General features: G+C 72.7%; 18 protein-coding genes. 5 read left to right on the top strand and 13 right to left on the bottom strand.

Annotated features, from left to right (window positions below; genetic code table 11):
* The first annotated feature begins 46 nt into the window (after positions 1–46).
* The gene (locus ABWI07_RS10420; RefSeq protein ID WP_353818380.1) at positions 47–1,294 is read left to right on the top strand and encodes a M24 family metallopeptidase; all 1,248 of its coding nucleotides are present in this window, start codon (positions 47–49) and stop codon (positions 1,292–1,294) included.
* Positions 1,295–1,359: 65 nt separating this feature from the next.
* On the opposite strand, the gene ABWI07_RS10415 is transcribed toward ABWI07_RS10420, so the two are convergent.
* On the bottom strand, positions 1,360–1,830 hold the full coding sequence (locus tag ABWI07_RS10415) for a nucleoside deaminase (protein WP_353818379.1): 471 nt from the start codon (positions 1,828–1,830) through the stop codon (positions 1,360–1,362).
* Positions 1,827–2,642: an LLM class flavin-dependent oxidoreductase gene (locus ABWI07_RS10410; RefSeq protein WP_353818378.1), complete on the bottom strand. Its 816-nt coding sequence runs from the start codon at positions 2,640–2,642 to the stop codon at positions 1,827–1,829. The genes ABWI07_RS10415 and ABWI07_RS10410 overlap by 4 nt, the downstream gene beginning before the upstream one ends.
* Before the next feature lie 93 nt (positions 2,643–2,735).
* On the opposite strand from ABWI07_RS10410, the gene ABWI07_RS10405 reads away from it, so the two are divergent.
* Positions 2,736–3,182 carry an Lrp/AsnC family transcriptional regulator gene (locus ABWI07_RS10405; RefSeq protein ID WP_149261388.1) on the top strand — a complete coding sequence of 149 codons (447 nt, stop codon included), beginning with the start codon at positions 2,736–2,738 and terminating at the stop codon, positions 3,180–3,182.
* 25 nt (positions 3,183–3,207) lie between these two features.
* Here the strand turns inward: ABWI07_RS10405 and ABWI07_RS10400 are convergent, their stop codons facing one another.
* The 3 genes from ABWI07_RS10400 to ABWI07_RS10390 form a co-directional block, all read right to left on the bottom strand.
* On the bottom strand, positions 3,208–4,875 hold the full coding sequence (locus tag ABWI07_RS10400) for a SpoIIE family protein phosphatase (protein WP_353818377.1): 1,668 nt from the start codon (positions 4,873–4,875) through the stop codon (positions 3,208–3,210).
* 71 nt (positions 4,876–4,946) lie between these two features.
* Entirely contained in the window at positions 4,947–5,219 is a 273-nt protein-coding gene (locus ABWI07_RS10395) for a DUF1876 domain-containing protein (protein ID WP_235037053.1), read from the bottom strand.
* A 116-nt stretch (positions 5,220–5,335) separates the two neighbouring features.
* The gene (locus ABWI07_RS10390) at positions 5,336–6,463 is read right to left on the bottom strand and encodes a helix-turn-helix domain-containing protein (RefSeq protein WP_149261385.1); all 1,128 of its coding nucleotides are present in this window, start codon (positions 6,461–6,463) and stop codon (positions 5,336–5,338) included.
* Positions 6,464–6,594: 131 nt separating this feature from the next.
* On the opposite strand from ABWI07_RS10390, the gene ABWI07_RS10385 reads away from it, so the two are divergent.
* The gene (locus tag ABWI07_RS10385; protein ID WP_353818376.1) at positions 6,595–7,935 is read left to right on the top strand and encodes a flavin-containing monooxygenase; all 1,341 of its coding nucleotides are present in this window, start codon (positions 6,595–6,597) and stop codon (positions 7,933–7,935) included.
* On the top strand, positions 7,932–8,762 hold the full coding sequence (locus ABWI07_RS10380; RefSeq protein WP_353818375.1) for an SDR family NAD(P)-dependent oxidoreductase: 831 nt from the start codon (positions 7,932–7,934) through the stop codon (positions 8,760–8,762). The genes ABWI07_RS10385 and ABWI07_RS10380 overlap by 4 nt, the downstream gene beginning before the upstream one ends.
* 58 nt (positions 8,763–8,820) lie before the next feature.
* Here ABWI07_RS10380 and ABWI07_RS10375 read toward each other — a convergent pair whose 3' ends face one another.
* The 4 genes from ABWI07_RS10375 to pdxH are packed head-to-tail and all read right to left on the bottom strand — an operon-like array spanning position 8,821 to position 12,770.
* Positions 8,821–9,450 carry a DUF2461 domain-containing protein gene (locus tag ABWI07_RS10375; RefSeq protein WP_149261383.1) on the bottom strand — a complete coding sequence of 210 codons (630 nt, stop codon included), beginning with the start codon at positions 9,448–9,450 and terminating at the stop codon, positions 8,821–8,823.
* Positions 9,451–9,464: 14 nt separating this feature from the next.
* On the bottom strand, positions 9,465–10,607 hold the full coding sequence (locus tag ABWI07_RS10370; protein WP_235037052.1) for a 3-deoxy-7-phosphoheptulonate synthase: 1,143 nt from the start codon (positions 10,605–10,607) through the stop codon (positions 9,465–9,467).
* Positions 10,604–12,169: a (2,3-dihydroxybenzoyl)adenylate synthase gene (locus ABWI07_RS10365; RefSeq protein WP_149261382.1), complete on the bottom strand. Its 1,566-nt coding sequence runs from the start codon at positions 12,167–12,169 to the stop codon at positions 10,604–10,606. Before ABWI07_RS10365 ends, ABWI07_RS10370 begins: the two co-directional genes overlap by 4 nt.
* 10 nt (positions 12,170–12,179) lie before the next feature.
* The gene (gene pdxH / locus ABWI07_RS10360; RefSeq protein ID WP_149261381.1) at positions 12,180–12,770 is read right to left on the bottom strand and encodes a pyridoxamine 5'-phosphate oxidase; all 591 of its coding nucleotides are present in this window, start codon (positions 12,768–12,770) and stop codon (positions 12,180–12,182) included.
* A gap of 56 nt (positions 12,771–12,826) precedes the next feature.
* On the opposite strand from pdxH, the gene ABWI07_RS10355 reads away from it, so the two are divergent.
* A complete protein-coding gene (locus ABWI07_RS10355; RefSeq protein ID WP_353818374.1) occupies positions 12,827–13,489 on the top strand; it encodes a methyltransferase in 663 nt (220 codons plus the stop codon).
* A 37-nt stretch (positions 13,490–13,526) separates the two neighbouring features.
* Here the strand turns inward: ABWI07_RS10355 and ABWI07_RS10350 are convergent, their stop codons facing one another.
* From ABWI07_RS10350 to ABWI07_RS10335, 4 genes are read right to left on the bottom strand one after another with little or no spacing between them, the layout of a single operon-like run.
* Positions 13,527–14,276 carry an ABC transporter permease gene (locus tag ABWI07_RS10350; protein WP_353818373.1) on the bottom strand — a complete coding sequence of 250 codons (750 nt, stop codon included), beginning with the start codon at positions 14,274–14,276 and terminating at the stop codon, positions 13,527–13,529.
* A complete protein-coding gene (locus ABWI07_RS10345; RefSeq protein ID WP_353818372.1) occupies positions 14,273–15,052 on the bottom strand; it encodes an ABC transporter permease in 780 nt (259 codons plus the stop codon). Before ABWI07_RS10345 ends, ABWI07_RS10350 begins: the two co-directional genes overlap by 4 nt.
* Complete coding sequence (locus ABWI07_RS10340) at positions 15,052–15,996, bottom strand: ATP-binding cassette domain-containing protein (protein WP_353818371.1); 945 nt, start codon at positions 15,994–15,996, stop codon at positions 15,052–15,054. The genes ABWI07_RS10345 and ABWI07_RS10340 overlap by 1 nt, the downstream gene beginning before the upstream one ends.
* A 46-nt stretch (positions 15,997–16,042) precedes the next feature.
* Positions 16,043–16,414: a nuclear transport factor 2 family protein gene (locus ABWI07_RS10335; protein WP_353818370.1), complete on the bottom strand. Its 372-nt coding sequence runs from the start codon at positions 16,412–16,414 to the stop codon at positions 16,043–16,045.
* Positions 16,415–16,417: the final 3 nt, after the last annotated feature.

The raw sequence follows: 16,417 nt of genomic DNA, 5'->3' as shown, positions 1-16,417 counted from the left end.
TCCGTAGCGTTCTGACCAGCAGGAAGGCCAACGCGAGGAGAGCACGATGACCGCAGGAGTTCCCGGCTATTCGACCGCCGAGCGGGACCGGCGCTGGGCGCTGGCGCGCGAGCTGATGGACGCCGAGGGCGTCGAGGCGCTCGTGGTCTACGGCGAGCACGAGTCGAGCGGTCCCGCGCCGTTCGCACCGGACGTCTACTTCACCAACGAGCGGCCCGGCGCCATCGTGGTGTTCCCCCGGGACGCCGACCCGATCTCGCTGGTGTGGTCGCCGATGCACATCGCCGACCACATCGAGGCCCGCCGCCGCGGTGAGGCGTGCTGGACCGAGCCGCGCAACATGCGCGTCGCCAAGCACGCGCCCGGCGTGGTCGAGGTGCTCAAGGAGCATGGCCTGGAGCGGGCGGCGATCGGCGTGATCGGCTTGGAGCCGTACCCGCCGTTCCACTTCAACCCGATCATGCCGCACGGGCTGTGGTCGACGGTTCTGGAGCAGCTCCCGGACGCGACGTTCAAGCCCGTCTGGCTGAGCTTCCTGCTCCGGACGCTCGTCCAGTCCGAGGAGGAGCTGGCCGCGCTCCGCCACGCGGCGGACGCCGGCGAGGCGATGGCGGCGGCGATGCTGGAGGCGGCACGGCCCGGCGCGACCGAGGCGGACGTGTACGCGGCGGGCATGGCCGCCGGATTCCGGCTCGGCGTCGCCGCGCCGGGCATGCTGATCCAGTCCGGGCCCGGCTTCGCCTGCTGGGGTCCGCCGGTGTGGTCCTACCGGCCGCAGGCGCCGCGGGTCATCGAGGACGGCGACGTGATCCTGGCGGAGGTGTTCAGCTCCTACGGGATGCGCGAGTCCCAGCACCAGGTCGCCATCGCGGTCGGCGACGTCCACGCGGACGTCGAGCAGGCCGCCAAGGCGGCGCGCGCCTCCTACGACGCCGGGGTGGCGGCGACGCGGCCCGGCGCCACCTTCGGCGACGTCGTCGCCGCGATGAAGCAGCCCGTGGAGGACGCCGGAGGCTGGAACGTGCACCCGCTCGTCCACGGCCTCGACCCCTACGGGACCGTCTGCGGCTTCGGCGGCGGCCTGCGCGAACTGCCCGAGGCGGCGGACTACGGCCTGCTCACCGAGGTGCCCACCATCGGCAGCAACCTCCCCCTGGCCCCGGGGATGGCGTTCGCGTTCGAGCCGAACTGCGTCCTGAACGGCCGCCTGGCCAACCTCGGCGGCACCGTGGTCGTCGGCGAGGACGGCGCCGTAGAACTGAACACCCTCACCACCGACCTCCTCCGCGCCTGACAGCCCCCCCCCGCCGGGTTCCAGGCCCGGCGGGGCGGCGTGGGCGGGCTCGTCGTGTTATCGCCTCACTTTTGGGTGGACGGTGCTTGTGGAGCCGGTGAGCCGAGGCGGTGGAAGTCTTCGATGGGGACGCGTGCCTCGTCGAACAGGGCCGGGCCGTGCTGTGGCACCGTCGGCCAGGTTCCCGACGGGTTGAGTTCGATGAGCTGCTCGGTGGCGAGGGCGTATACGACCCGGCCGAGCCCCGAGCGGGCGATGCCGCCGGTGCACATGCCGCAGGGCTGGCAGCTGGTGTACATGGTGGTGTCCGCCGCGGTGCGCGAGTCGAGTTCGCGGGCCGCCCAGCGGGCCAGCTTCAGTTCCGGGTGGGCGCTGATGTCGTTGTCGCGCTTAACCGTGTTGTGGGCTTCGACGAGGATCGTCCCGTCCGGGCCCACCAGGAGGGAGCCGTACGGTGCGTCGCCCAAGGTGACGGCGTGGGCCGCGATGGCGATCGCACGCCGCAGGAAGCCTTCGTCGGCAGGGGTGATCATCATCTTGTGCTCCAGTGGGTGGCCACGGCGGTGAGCGCCTTCCAGGCCTCTTCGGGCCTGCGAGTTTCCTCCGGGTCACCGCCGAAGGGGTCGAGGACGACGGTCTCGGCGCCCAGCGAGCGGAGCTGGTCGAGATCGTCGAGGATCTGGTCGATGGTGCCGACGCCGGCGAGCCGCTCCCCGTCCTCGACGGGCTTGGCGGTCAGCTGCAGGACGATGCGGGGCACGAACGCGGGCGGCGAGTGCTCCGCCAAGGCCGAGCGAAGCCACGGGAGGGTCCTCCGCAGCGGATGCCAGGGGTGGCCGAAGCGGATGGCGCGCCGGATCGCCACGTTGCTGTTCCCGCCGACCCAGATGGGCACGGAGGGGCCGGCGTCTCCACCGTCCGCGGGCAGGGCGTCGCTCAGGACCGTCAGGTATTCGTCCATCAGCCTGCCGCGCTCGGCGAACGGCACGTCGAGCGCCTCGAACTCCTGGCGCGCCCAGCCGACGCCCACACCGAGCACAAGCCTGCCGCCGCTCAGCTCGTGGAGGTTGCCGGCCATGCGCGCGACCAGGAGCGGATGCCGGTAGGGCAATATGAGCACGGTCGTGCCCAACCGCACCCTGGTGGTGATGCCGGCCATCCAGGACAGCGTGGTGAACGGCTCGTAGAACGGCTCCGGGTACTGCTCGGCCACGTCCGGGGTGATGGCCACGTGATCCGACATCATGAGCAGGTCGAATCCGAGCCCCTCCACGACCCCGACCCACTCCCGCAGCACGCCGGGATCGGTTCCAGGTCCAAAGTTCGGTACGTTCACGCCGAGTTGCATCCCGCGAGGCTATCCCGGCCCGCGACCAGGACGGAACCGATTGTTACCGGCCATATCGACGGTTTCCCGGGGATCTGCCGGTAAAGTCGTAGAATGACCGCGAATCTCGATGACGTCGACTGGGCGATCATCGACCAGCTGCAGCAGGACGCGCGGATCTCCCTCAGCGAGCTGGGACGGCGCGTGAACCTCAGTGCGTCGGCCACCACCGAACGGGTGCGGCAACTGGAGGCGCAGGGCGTCATCACCGGTTACCAGGCGACGGTCGATCTGGCCAAGGTCGGCTACCCCGTCCTGGCCCTGGTCCGGCTGAAGTACCCCGGCAACCACCACCAGCCGCTGCGCCGCCTGCTCGCCGAGCGCCGGGAGATCCTGGAGTGCCTGCGCACCACCGGAGACGACTGCTACACGCTGAAGGTGGCCGCGACCTCCATGGCGCATCTGGAGCAACTGATGGACGAGTTGGCCGGCTTCGGCAGCACGACCACCAGCGTCGTCTACAGCCAGACACTCCCCTACCGCGGCCCCGCCCGCCCCTGACCGGCAAGCGATCCGCAGCGCTCGTTCAGGTGGTGGTGGGGCGGGCGGGGCGGGGGGCGGTTATGGCGATCACTGCCATGTCGTCGTGCCGGCCGGGTCCGACCCATTCGGCGGCGAGCATGTGCACCCGCTCCACCAGTGCCTCCGGGGGCATGCCGCCGCACGGGGGCAGTTCGGCGCGCAGCCGCTCCTCGCCGAACATCTCCTCGCCCAGCGGCCCGCCGACGGCCTCGGTGATCCCGTCGGTGTACAGCAGGCAGGAGTCTCCGGGTTCGAGCGTCACCTCCGCGGTCGTCGAGTCGATGTCCTCCAGGACGCCGATCAGAGAGCCTCCGGTCCGGGCCGGTTCGACCGTCCCGTCGGTCCGGACGATCAGCGGGGTGGGGTGACCGGCGCTGGTCAGCCGCAGCCGGACCTGCTCGCCCTGCCTGCGGGCCGAGGCGAGCACGAGCGTGACGAACCTCGTCGAGTCGGTCTGCAGCAGCGTCCCGTTGAGCAGCTCCAGCACGCGCCGGTGGTCGGCCGCCATCGGCAGCAGGGCCCGCAGCGTGTTGCGGATCTTGCCGGTGAGCACCGCGGCCTCCAGGCCCTTGCCGCACACGTCCCCCACCACCACGAGCGACTCGGCATCCGGGTCGGAGGCGTCGGCGGGGTACACGTCGTAGAAGTCGCCGCCGACCAGGTCCTCGTCGCCGGAGGGCCGGTAGCGCGCCGCCAGCTCCACGCCCTCCAGTTCCTGGGTGCGCGGCGGCAGCAGGTCGCGCATCAGCGTGGCGGTGATGGACGCCTGCTCCGCGTAGAGCCGGGCGGCCGACAGTGCCGCGCCGGCACGGCTCGCGAACAGGCGGGTGGTCCGCTCCTCCCCCTCCGAGAACCCCTCGGGGGCGAACCGGCGCATCAGTATCAGCGCCCCGGCCGCGACCCCGTGGCCCGGAAGCGCGATCACCACCATCGCGCGGGGCTCCCCCAGCTCCGGGCGCGCGATCCAGTCGGGAGCGGTGCGGGGATCGATCCAACGCGGAGGCACCGGCGGAAAGGCCCGCATCGCGTCGGCCAGACCCACGACCTCCGCCGGGTCGATCGCCAGTTCCTCCCGCTCGACCCGCCCGTCGGGCCCGCAGCGGGCGACGGGGTGGCCCGGCCTCCCGGAGCGCGGGACGATCACCACGGCCGCATCGGCCAGGTGCCGGGCGGCGAGCCGCACGGTCACCTCCATGCACCGGTCCGGGTTGAGCGATGCCAGCAGCTTGCTGGACGCCTCGGCGAGGAAGGCCTGCCGTCCCCGCTCGACCGCCAGTTCCCTGGCCAGCCGCGTCTGCTCGGTGACATCGACGAGCCACCAGGCCGTCGGGCTCCCCCACGCCCCGTCCACCGGCACGGGATGGGCGTCGAACACGCGGTCGCCGATCGGTCCGCAGGCGACCGCGTCCGGGCCCGGCCGGCCGGCTCCCGGCCCCGCGAGTTCGGCTCGTGCGGCCAGGGAACCGTCGAGTGACCGCTGGGCGTCGCGCAGCCATCCCGGAACGACGTCGGCGGGCGCTGCCCCCGCCGGTACGCCCAGCAGCAGACGCGCGGCGTCGTTGAGCTGGACGACGGCCCCCGACGGGTCGAGGGTAAGGACCGCGTAGGGAGCGGATTGCAGCACCGGGTCGATCACGTCCCGCGGGCCGCCTTCACGCTGAGTCGGTCGCATCGCACCACAGCCTCCAGTGGGCTCTCCTTCCTGATCTCGAACGCCCGTGCCGCCCTCCCGGCCGGAAGCGGTCACCAGGCCTTCGGCGGCTCGGCTCTCCCTTCCGTGAGTCGGGCGATGTCCTCGTCGGCGGTGCCGTGCAGCCGGCCGGCCAGGTCCGCCAGGGCCCGTGCCACGGCGAGTTCGTCGCCGATCTCCGCCACCTCGGGATCGACCGGGTTGCGGCGTGCCCGGCCGTCCCCGGCCGTGTGCTCGTCGCCGCCGCTGAACAGCACCGCATGCGCGCGCGTCTCCCGGTCGTCCTCGCTGATGTAGATCCCTAAGCTCCACTGCTTCGTTCTCACGACGGCCCCCCTCTCGCGCCGTTCCCACCTCCATCGTCGGGTCGGCTCGAGCGCCCGCATAGAGGCAGAGGTCCCGACCCCGAACGGCCGAATGACCTGGGGCGACGCCGGGAGCGTCAGGTCGAGTCGGTGAGCCGGGTGCGGCAGAGCCACCAGGCGTTCATGGCGCCGAAGGTACTGAACGGGTCGACGCCGGTCACCTCGGCGAAGCGCTGGATCCGGTTGCGCACCGTGTTCGGGTGCACGAACAGCCTCGCGGCCGCGGCGGTGACGTCCCGGTCGCTTTCCAGCCAGGCCAGGACGGCATGCGCCACCGGCTCGGCATTGGGCCCGAGCGCCGCCCAGGCGGGCAGGTGGTGGTCGAGCAGCACCGCGGCGAGGTCCGCCCGTTCCGTGAGCGCGGCCAGCACGGCCACGTCGGCGATGTGGACCACTCCCCTCCGCCCGGCGGACTCGGCGGCGGCCAGGGCGGCGACGGCCAGGCGCCGCACCGGCGCCAGTTCCTCCGGCTCGGCGGGACCGGCGAGCCCGGCCGCGAGCCCGGCGGCCGCCAGCGCGCGGGGAGGGGTTCGGGGCAGCACCCCGACGAGCAGGTCGTTCACCACCGCGCACAGGACCGGCGGATGCTCCCGCAGGGCCCGTTCCGCCACGGCGGCGTCGTCGCGCCGGGCGACGAGCACCCACAGCCCGCCGGTGGCCGGCAGGCCCGCTTCGGCGACGGCCAGAGCGGCCGCCGAGCCGCCCTGGAGCAGGCGCCGCAGGATCGCCGCGTCCCGGTCGCCCGGCCGCGGGTCCGCGCCCGCCCGCGTGGTCCGGTGGGAGGTGATCAGCCGGGACCGGACGGCCTCGGCCCAGTCGTCGTACAGCTCCCGCGCGTCCAGCAGCCGGTCGGGGGCGACCCCCTCGGCGCGGGCGATCTCCCGGGCCCGGGCCCAGATCGCGCGTTCGGCGACGTGGACGGCGGCGAGCACCGCCTCGATCGGTATGCCCTGCCGTGCGCGGGTGACGCCGAGCTCCTCCACGAAGGACAACTCGGCCTCGGTGGGGCCGCGCCGGGCCGCCAGCGCCCGGGTCGCCGCGGCCAGGAGAGCGCGGGTGTGCCCGGCGATGTCGGACGGGGGCAGCGCCGCGACCTCCCGCACCGTCGTGCGAACGCCGGCGATCACCGACGGCAGCAGGTCCTCCTCGCCCACGACCCGCTCGATGAGGTCGATCACCGCCGACCAGCCGTCGGGTGCGTCCATGGCGCTCATGCTGCCTTGCCATGTGGCGGCCCACAACCTCGGCCCGGAACGGCGTGCCGTGGCCCATGTCCAGGCCGGTGGAGCAGACCCTACGGTTTGGTGAGCGCCACAACGTCCCGAGGAGGAACGCCATGGCCCCGCCCCGCCGCGTCGCCGTGATCGGCGCAGGAGCAGCAGGCCTCGCCACCCTGAAGACCCTCCTCGACGCCGGCTGCGAGGCCGTGGCGTACGAGAAGGGCGACCGGCCCGGCGGGCTGTGGGCCAGGGACAACAGCAGCGGGCTCTCCCCGGCTTACGCTTCGCTGCACCTGAACACGAGCAAGGGCCGCACGGAGTTCGCCGACTTCCCGATGCCCGCGGCATGGCCCGACTACCCGTCGGCCGACCACATCGCCGGCTACCTGGCCGACTATGCCGGAAGGTTCGGGCTCACGCAGCACATCCGCTTCCGCAGCACCGTGACCCGTGTCGACCGCGGCGAAGCGTGGACGGTCACGACCGAATCCGGGGACGTGGAACGGTACGACGCCGTGGTCGTCGCCAACGGCCACAACTGGGATCCGCGCTTCCCGGAGCCGATGTATCCCGGGACGTTCGACGGCGTCCAGATGCACGCCCACGGCTACCGCACCGCCGACGTCTTCCAAGGCAAGCGGGTGCTCGTCGTCGGGATGGGCAACTCCGCCATGGACATCGCCGTGGACGCCTCGTACACGGCCCGAGGCCCGGTGCTGCTCTCGGCCCGGCGAGGCGTCCACATCGTCCCGAAGTACCTGTTCGGCCGCCCGTCGGACGCGACCGGCGGCGCCCTCGCCCCCCTGCCGTGGCGACTGCGCCAGCGCGTCGCCGAGACCATGCTGCGGCTGGCCGTGGGCACCCCGCAGAGCTACGGCCTTCCGGCTCCCGCCGGCGGCCTGTTCCAGAACCACCCCACGATCAGCGACACGATCCTGCACCGCCTCACCCACGGCGAGGTGGCCGCGCGCCCCGGGATCGACCGCCTCGACGGAGACCGGGTCGTCTTCACCGACGGGACCGCCGACCCCGTCGACCTGATCGTGTGGGCCACCGGCTACCGGGTGAGCATCCCGTTCCTGTCCCCGCGCTGGCTGGGGCCCGACCCGGAAGGGCTGCCGCTCTACAAGCGGGTCTTCCATCTGGCCGACCCCAGCCTGGCGTTCGTCGGCCTGATGCAGTCCACGGGCGCGGCGCTTCCCGTGGTGGAGGCCCAGGCCAGACTGGCCGCCGCGTACCTGTCAGGTTCCTATGCCCTGCCTCCGGCTCACGAGCAGCAACGCGCCGTCGCCCGCGCCCTGCGCGCCGCCGTCAATCGCTGGGGCGAGAACGCCCGGCCCCACATGCGCATCGACTTCGACCAGTACGTCGCCGACCTGCCCCGCGAGATCGCGGCCGGCCGCGCCCGCCTCGCCCGCGGCGCGCGCCCGTTCACTCCCAAGGAGACCCTCGTATGAGCACCCGCCGCGATCCCCTCGGCATGCGCGTCCTCGTCACCGGCGCGTCCGGGACGTTCGGCCGGGCGATCTGCGCCCGGCTGCGCGAACTCGGCGCCCGCGTCGTCGGCCTGGACCTGGAGCCCCGCGAGGACGATCCGGTCACGGTCCTGGCCTGCGACATCACCGACGACGACGCCGTCCCGGCCGCGGTGGCCGAGGCGATCGACCGGCTCGGCGGCCTCGACCTGCTGATCAACAACGCCGGGATCGGCGGGCCCGCCCCCGCCGAGCTGCCCCCGGGCGCGGAGGTCCGCCGCCAGCTCGACGTCAACCTGCTCGGCACCTGGCGGGTGACCGCCGCATGCGTGGACGCGCTCGTCGCCTCCCGCGGCCGGGTCGTCATGGTCTCTTCGCGGATGGCCGTCATGCAGCTGCCGCTGGCGGCCGCGTACGGCGCGTCCAAGCGCGCGCTGGTGGCGTACGCGGACGCGCTCCGCCTGGAGATCGGCACACATGTCGACGTCACCTGCGTGTACCCGTCCGCCGTGCGGAGCCCCATCCACGACTCGACGGCCGCCGCCGGACTCTCGCTGGAGGGCATGAGCCGGTACGAGCCCCTGGAGGGCGTCGTCCGCACCGTGCTCCGCGCCGCCCTGCGCGGGCGCCCGCGCCGCGACCTGCCGACCACCCGGCGGGGAGCCGTCGAGTTCTTCCTGGCCCGCCATCTGCCCGCCCTGGCCGACCGGATCGTCGCCGGCACGCTGGCCGGCCGGGTCCGCTCCGGCGCGTTCCAGGGCGCCGAGCTGGCCGCCGGCGTCATCGCGCGTCACCGGCCGACCAGATGACCACGTCCCGTGAAGAGGGCACCCGCGCCGGGAGGGCCGCCCCCTCGATCCAGGGGCCTCAGGACGCGGTATGCGCGGAGAGCCATTCCACCAGAGGACGGAGGTCGCGCCAAGCGTCGCGGACCGCGGGCAGGGCCTGCGCTCCGGTCGCCTTGGTCTTCGGAATGCGCTTCTCGGCGCCCAGGTTCTTGTAGCGGATCAGCTCGATGCGCGGGTGGTCGGCCTTGTAGCCGCGGGGCTGGGTCTTGACCCGTTCGCCGACCAGGGAGAACCCCTGGTCGAGCAGCCGGTCCACGATCTTCTGCGCCTCGGGGCCCGACTTGTCGTCGTCGACGGCCGCCCGGTAGGCGGCGACGCCCTCGGAGGAGAAGGCGTGGAAACCCGCGCCCACGAACAGGCCGTCGGCACCGAGTTCCAGGTAGTAGCCCGCTGGGCCCTGGCCGCCCACGGTGGCGCTCTGGCTCGTCTTGTACGGCGACTTGTCCTTGCTGAACCGGGTGTCGCGCTGCGGCCTGAACAGCTTGCCCGCCCCGAACTCCTCTTCCAGCTCCTCCAGCAGCGCCTGCATCGGTCCGCGCACGGCGCTGTCGTAGTCGGCCTTGTGCGCGTGCCAGTGCTCGCGGGTGTTGTCGGCCTCCAGCTCCTTGTAGAAGTCGAAGGCCTTGCGGGGGATGCCGTCGAAGGCCATCAATTCCTCCTTCCTCACAGCAGGGCGGCGAAGCGCTCGACGACCTCGGCGGCCTGGGCGGCGTTCAGACGGGGGTCACAGGCCGTACGGTAGTGCGGCAGTGCGGGCGGCGCCCGGAACGGCTTCGGCGTGGTGGTGCACTCGGTGACGTCCTCGGGGGTCATCTCGAGATGCAGTCCCGCCGGATGCCTCCGGCGGGCCCGCATGACGCGGACGAACGCCACGATCTCGTCCAGGATCGCCTCCATGAGCCGGGTCTTCGGGCCCGCGCCGATGCGCATCGTGTTGCCGTGCATGGGGTCGCACAGCCACACGACCGGCCTGCCCCGCCTGCTCACCTCCTCCACCAGCTCGGGCAGGAGGCCGCGCACGCGCGTGCTGCCGAGGCGGACGATGAATACCAGCCGGCCGTCCTCGCCGTCGGGGTTGAGCAGGCGGGTGAGCCGCACGGCCTGCGCGGGGCTGATCACGGGGCCGATCTTGACGCCGACGGTGTTCACGACAGAGCACGCGAAGGCGACGTGCTCGCCGTCGGGCCGGCGGGTGCGGTCCCCGATCCACAGGGAGTGGGCCGAGGAGGCGTAGTCGCCGCGCACCTGCGGGCGCTCGTAGTCGAGCAGCAGCGCCTCGTGGGAGACGTAGGCCCGCTCCAGCGGCGGCCGCCCCGCCCAGGAGTCGCGCACCACCCCCAGCACCCGCTCCGCGCACTCGCGGGCGCGCAGGAGCCGGGTCGGATCGGGATGGCGGGCTCGCGAGTCGCTGGCCGGGCTGTTGACGGCGTCGCCCCGGTAGGACGGGACGAGGGTGCCGTCGGCGATGCGCTCGTAGGGGGACGAGCGGGGCTTGCCGTACTGGCCGGCCAGGCGGCCCAGCGGGACGGCCGGGCTCCCGGTGGCCGAGCGGATCACCTCGGCGAGGCCGTAGAGCTGCGCGAGCTTGGCGCGCACCTCGGCGGGACCGGACTCGCGGAAGCGCTCGGCGCAGTCGCCGCCCTGCAAGAGGAAGCCGCCGCCACTGGCGACACGGGCCACGGCCTGGCTGAGCCGGACGCACTCCGCCCGCGTGACCAGCGGCGGCATGTCGCGCAGGGTGCCGGTGACATGGTCGAGCAGCGCCCGGTCGCCCCAGTCGGGTTGCTGCGCGACCTTGCTGATCACGGCGACGCTTCCTGGAGCCGGGCCTTGTCGACCTTGCCGACCGGTGTGAGCGGCAGGCCCGGGACGACGACCACACGATCCGGGATCTTGTAGGCGGCCACGCCGCGCTCGCGCATGAACGCGGCGACCGTCTGCAAGGTGGGCGGCTCGTCGCGGGCGACGATGTAGGCGCAGGTGCGCTCGCCGAGGTAGGGGTCGGGCACCGGGACGACGGCGGCGGCCCGCACGTCCGGGTGGGCCAGCAGGTGCTCCTCGACCTCGTCGGCGGGCACCTTGTCGCCGCCGCGGTTGATGACGTCCTTGATCCGGCCGCAGATGACCAGGTGGCCCGTCTCGGTGCGGCGGGCCAGGTCGCCGGTGCGGAAGAACCCGTCGGGGGTGAACGCCCGGCTGTTGTGCTCCTCGGCGCGGAAGTAGCCCCGGATCGTGTACGGCCCGCGGACGAGCAGCTCCCCGGCCTCACCCGCCGGCACCTCGGCGCCGGTCTCGTCCACGACGCGGACCTCGTCGTACTCCGAGAGCGGCTTGCCCTGGACGGTGGTCACCAGCTCCGGCGGGTCGTCCGGAGGGCTCTGGCTGAGCAGCCCCTCGGCCATGCCGAACGACTGCTGCACCGGTCCGAGGCGCGCGCGGACGTCGCGGGCCAGCTCGGGGCTGACGCCGGCGCCGCCGAGCTGCACCAGGCGCAGGCTCGAGAGCCGGTGCCGGGTCCAGGAGGCGGCGTCCGCCCACAGCAGTGCGAGGGACGGCACCAGGCCGGTGACGGTGACGCGCTCCCTCTCGATGACGGGGAACGCGTCCTCCGGGCTCGGCGTCGGGCAGAGCGCGACGCTGCCGCCCGCGTACAGCGTGCCCAGCACGCCGGGGCAGCCGAGCGCGTAGTTGTGCGCGATGGGCAGCGCGGCCAGGTAGACGTCGTCCGGACCGAGGCGGGCGTTGCGAGCGCTGAGCCTGATGTTGCACAGGTAGTCGTCGTGGGTGCGCGGGATCAGCTTGGCGCGTCCGGTGGTGCCGCCCGACAGCAGGAAGAAGGCCACGTCCCCCGGCTCGGGCGGCGGGAGCTCGGCGGGTTCGGCGTAGAGCGCCGACAGCGGGGTGAACTCCTCCGGCTCGCCGGCGACGATCACGTGCCGCGGGCCGCGGATCTCCCGGGCCAGCGCGCGGTGGTCGAAGCCCTGGTGGACGGCGGGGACGACGTAGGCGGCGGCTTCGGTGTGCGCGGCCAGGTGCCCGATCTCGTCGCGCCGGTGCGGGGGCAGTGCGAGCACCGGGGCGGCGCCCAGCGCCAGCAGGGCGAACAGCGTGTCGATCAGTTCCGGCGTGTTGGGCATCTGCACGATCACCCTGTCGCCGCGCCGCAGTCCCAGGCCGTGGAATCCCGCGGCCAGGCGGGCGGCGCGCTCGGCGAGCTCCCGGTACGTGCGGCGGGTGCCGCCCGAGACCAGGGCGGTGCGCTCGCCGTGGGCGCGCAGCAGGACGTCGAGGGTCTGGCCGGTCCACAGGCCGAGCTCGCGGTAGCGCTCTGCGGTCTCCGCGGGCCAGGGCGTACATCCGGGGATCATCGAATCCTCCTCACGGCGCCACCCGCACCACGCGCCAGCCTTCCTCGTGGCGGCGGTAGCGCAGGCGGTCCTGGATCTCGTCGGCTCTGCGCTGCCAGAACTCCATCTCCTCCGGAGTGAGCCGGTAGCCGCCCCAGTGGGCCGGACGCGGGATCTCCTGGCCGGTAAAGCGTGCGCGCTCGGTGTCGAAGCGCTCGCGCACGGCCTGGCGGTCATCGATCTCGGCCCGCTGGTCACTGCTCCAGGCCAGCAGCTGGATGCCGCGGGGCAGGGTGGCGAAGTAGGCGTCGGACTCCACGTCGTTCAGCCTGCTGACCGGGCCCTCGGCCCTCACCTGGCGCCCCTTCTCCAGCCAGCCGAAGCAGAGCGCGGCCACCGGGTTGACGGCCACGTCGGAGGCCTTGCGGCTCCCATGATTGGTGAAGAAGACGAAGCCGTGGTCGACGTAGGCCACGTCCACCCACCGGGCCGAGGGGCGGCCGCGGTGGTCGGCCGTGGCCAGGACGGCGGAGGCGGGAGGCATCTGCGCTTCGGCCGCCCGCTGCTCCTCCTGCCAGCGCGTGAACTGCTGCAGCGGGTCGGTCGGCAACTGAGTCGGCATTCTCTTGATCCCGTCATTCAGTGGTCTTCTAGACAATATTGCCTATAATCGGCCGCATGCAACAAGTCGCGCGCACTCTCATCGACCGCCACCGAGAAATCACCAGCCCTCGCACATTCCGTCTGCTCGGCATGGAATGGGATCTCCTGCCCGGCGTCTACGCGCCCCATCTGTCGCAGTCGTCGGCGCTGTACGCCGAATGGCTGCCCTATCCGCTGCACGGCTCGTTCTGCGAAGTCGGCTGCGGCACGGGCTACGTCTCGGTGCTGGCGGCACTGCGCGGCTGCGCCTCGGTGACCGCCCTGGACGTCAGCGAGGCGGCCGCCGAGAACACCCGGCTCAACGCCCGGCGGCACGGCGCCGGGTCGAGGGTCCGCGTGGCCTGCGGCGACATGTTCGAGCCGCTGACCAGCGAGGACAGGTTCGACGCCATCTACTGGAACTCCAACTTCGTCGAGGGCGAGCCGACCGACGCCCTGGAGCGGGCCTTCTTCGACTCCGGCTACGCGGCGCACGAGGCCTTCTTCCGGGGCGCCGCCGCGCACCTGGAGCCGGGCGGCAGGCTGCTGCTGGGCTTCACCGACCTGGGCGACGAGCAGCGCGTGCGCACGCTGGCGGCCGGGCACGGCTGGCGGCCCGCATTGCTGCGCGCCGCGAAATGCGCCGCCGAAGAAGGGCATATCGAATACCGGCTCCTCGAATTCACGCGGGCCGGTTGAACCGCTCCGGCCGGGCCTCCGCGGAGGCCCGGCCGATTCATTTGTAAAGGCGCACGGCGAGCGGCACCAATATCATCGTCGCGGCCACCGCCCAGGCGGCGGTGAAAAGCACCGGCTGCGCCACCTCCCCGCCGCTGGAAAGACCGACCATCGCGTCACAGGCAAGCGACAGCGGATTGGCTCGCACCACAGGCCGCAGCCATCCGAGGAACTGGTCGACCGGCACGAATCCCGAGGAGAGGAACAGCAGCAGCGTGATGGGGCTGCTGAGCGCTCCGCTGACCGCCTGCTCGCTCTTGGCCGACATCGCCACGACGACCGCGAGCCACAGGAAGATCCAGGCGAAGAGCACGACGACCGCGAAGAAGCCGAGCGCGGCCGGCGGCCCCTGCCTGAAGCGGAACCCGACCGTGTGCGCGACCGCCGTGGTGATCGCCGCCACCAGCAGGACCCGCACCAGGTCGCCGGCGATCCGGCCGGCCAGCACGGACAGCCTGCTGATGTTCATGGCCCTGAACCGGTCGACGATGCCGGTGCGCAGATCGGTGTGGAACCCCAGGCCGGTGCCGACCGCGCCGTACGCCGCGCTGAACAGGACGATGGCCGGGGCGAGCCGGTCGATGTAGCGGCCGCCGGAGGCGTCGCCCACCAGCTCCCCGAAGACCAGCAGCATGAGGAACAGCAGGATCAGCGGGAACAGGAACGAGTCGGCGACCAGCTGCGTGCTCTTGGCGAAGCGCCGCAGGTTGCGTCCGGCCAGGACGCCCGTCTCGGTGATGACGCTCATGCCGCCCTCCTGAACGCCTGGACCGCCGCGGCCGAGAAGACCGCCAGCAGCCCGGCCAGCCACGCCACCGCCTTCAGCACCGGACCCGCCGTCGGACCGCCGTCCGCGAGGGCCCGCAGCGCGTCGAGCACCGCGGTCACCGGCTGGTGCCGCACGAACGGCTCGATCCAGGCGGGGAAGGCGTCGGCGGGCACGAAGGCCGAGGAGATCATCAGCAGCGGCAGGTAGATCACGTGCAGCGTCGACGAGACCGCCTCAGGATCGCGGGAGACCAGCCCGAGAGCGCTCGTGCCAGCCGAGACCGCGAGCGCGAAGCCCACCGCCAGCACGACGAAGCCTAGGGCCGCCGCCGGACCGGCCTGGAACCGGAAGCCCACCGCGTACCCGGTCAGGACGATCACCACGATGGCCAGCAGCGCCCGCGCGCTGTCGGCCGCCATCCGGCCCACCACCACGGCGCCCCGGCTGATGGCCAGCGACCGGTAGCGGGCCAGCATGCCGTTGCGGCGGTCGGAGGCGAAGAAGAAGGCGGCGGTGATGGCCACCGAGAACATCCACTGCACCACGATCGCCGGGGGCAGGAACTGGGCGTAGTCGACGCCGTGCGTCCGCAGCAGGTTCCGGAACAGCGCCAGGAACCCGAGGACGAAGACGACCGGGAACACCACCATCGTGCTGACGGTGTCGGCCGTCGAGTTGAGCCGGAGGTTGCGCCCGGCGAGCAGCAGCCCCTGCCCGAAGAGGTTGCCCAGGCCGGCCCCGGTCGAGGTCGCCATCAGCCGACCTCCTCGGGCTCCCGGGCGGCCTCCCCGCCGGTCAGCGCGAAGAACACCTCGTCCATCGTGGGGCGCCGCAGCATGATGTCGTCGGCCCTGATCCCCGCCTCGCGCAGCAGCGCGACGACGTCCGTCAGCGTGTCGGCGTCCGCTCCGCGCACGGTGACCACGCCGCCGGACTCGTCCACGTCACCGAACCGCTCCCGCAGCATCCGCAGCACCTGCTCGCGCGGCTCGGCGCGCACCTCGCAGACCTGCCCGCCGACCTGGTTCTTCAGCTCGCCCGGGGTGCCCTCCGCGATCACCCTGCCGTGGTCGATGACGACGATCCGGTCGGCGAGGCGGTCCGCCTCCTCCAGGTACTGGGTGGTGAGGAGCAGCGTGGCGCCCTCCGCGCGCAGCCCGGCGACCAGGTCCCACATCTCCTGGCGGCCGGCCGGGTCCAGCCCGGTGGTCGGCTCGTCGAGGAAGATCACGGGACGCCTGACCACCAGGCTGGCCGCGAGGTCCAGGCGCCGGCGCATGCCGCCGGAGTAGGACTTGACGGGCTGGTCGGCGGCATCGCTCAGCCGGAACCCGGTGAGCAGCTCCTCGGCCCGGGCGGCGGCCGCCCGGCGGTCCAGCTTGAGCAGCCGGCCGAACAGGACCAGGTTCTGCCGCCCGGTCAGCACGTCGTCGACGGCCGCGAACTGGCCGGTCAGCGCTATGGAGGCACGCACCCCGGCCGGGTCGCGCGCCACGTCGTGACCGGCCACCGACGCCCGGCCGCCGTCCAGCGGCAGGAGCGTGCTCAGGCAGTTGACCATCGTGGTCTTGCCGGCGCCGTTGGGGCCGAGCAGCCCCACCACGGCGCCCGGCCGCACCGTGAACGACACCTCCTCCAGGGCCGTCTTCTTACCGAAGTTCTTGCGGAGGCCTTCGACTTCGACTCCCCCTTCGTGCATGAGCGCTACCTCCTGTCGCGGGTTGTCCTCGTGCGGCCCGTGCCTGTCAGCCCTCCTGCTTCACCGGGGTCTGCTGGTGGAAGACGAGCTTCCAGCCGCCTTCGCCGCGCTCGTACACGCTGGTCATGTAGAGCTGGAAGGAGAAGTCCGCCTCGCTGAGCCGCACGGTGGCCCGGTAGGTGATCAGCGCCGACTCGCCGCCCAGGGGCAGCACCTTGACGTCGTCGAGCGTGTAGTCGTCGAACGGCGCCTTGTTGGCGTCGATGTCGTCGGCGAGCTCGTGGCCGGTCTGCAGGCCGTCGGGCTCGACGCAGACGGTGCGGTCGGTGACCAGTCCGCGGTAGAAGTCGCCGTTGCCGACCGAGATGGCCGCCCAGCCCTTCTCCTCCAGTTCGCGCAGTTCGTTCTCAAGGCTCATCGC

The organism is Actinomadura sp. NPDC000600, assembly GCF_040492135.1.
Taxonomy (GTDB): Bacteria; Actinomycetota; Actinomycetes; order Streptosporangiales; family Streptosporangiaceae; genus Spirillospora.
The sequence above is the reverse complement of the archived record's forward strand: the minus strand, read 5'-3'. Positions and strand labels throughout refer to the sequence as shown.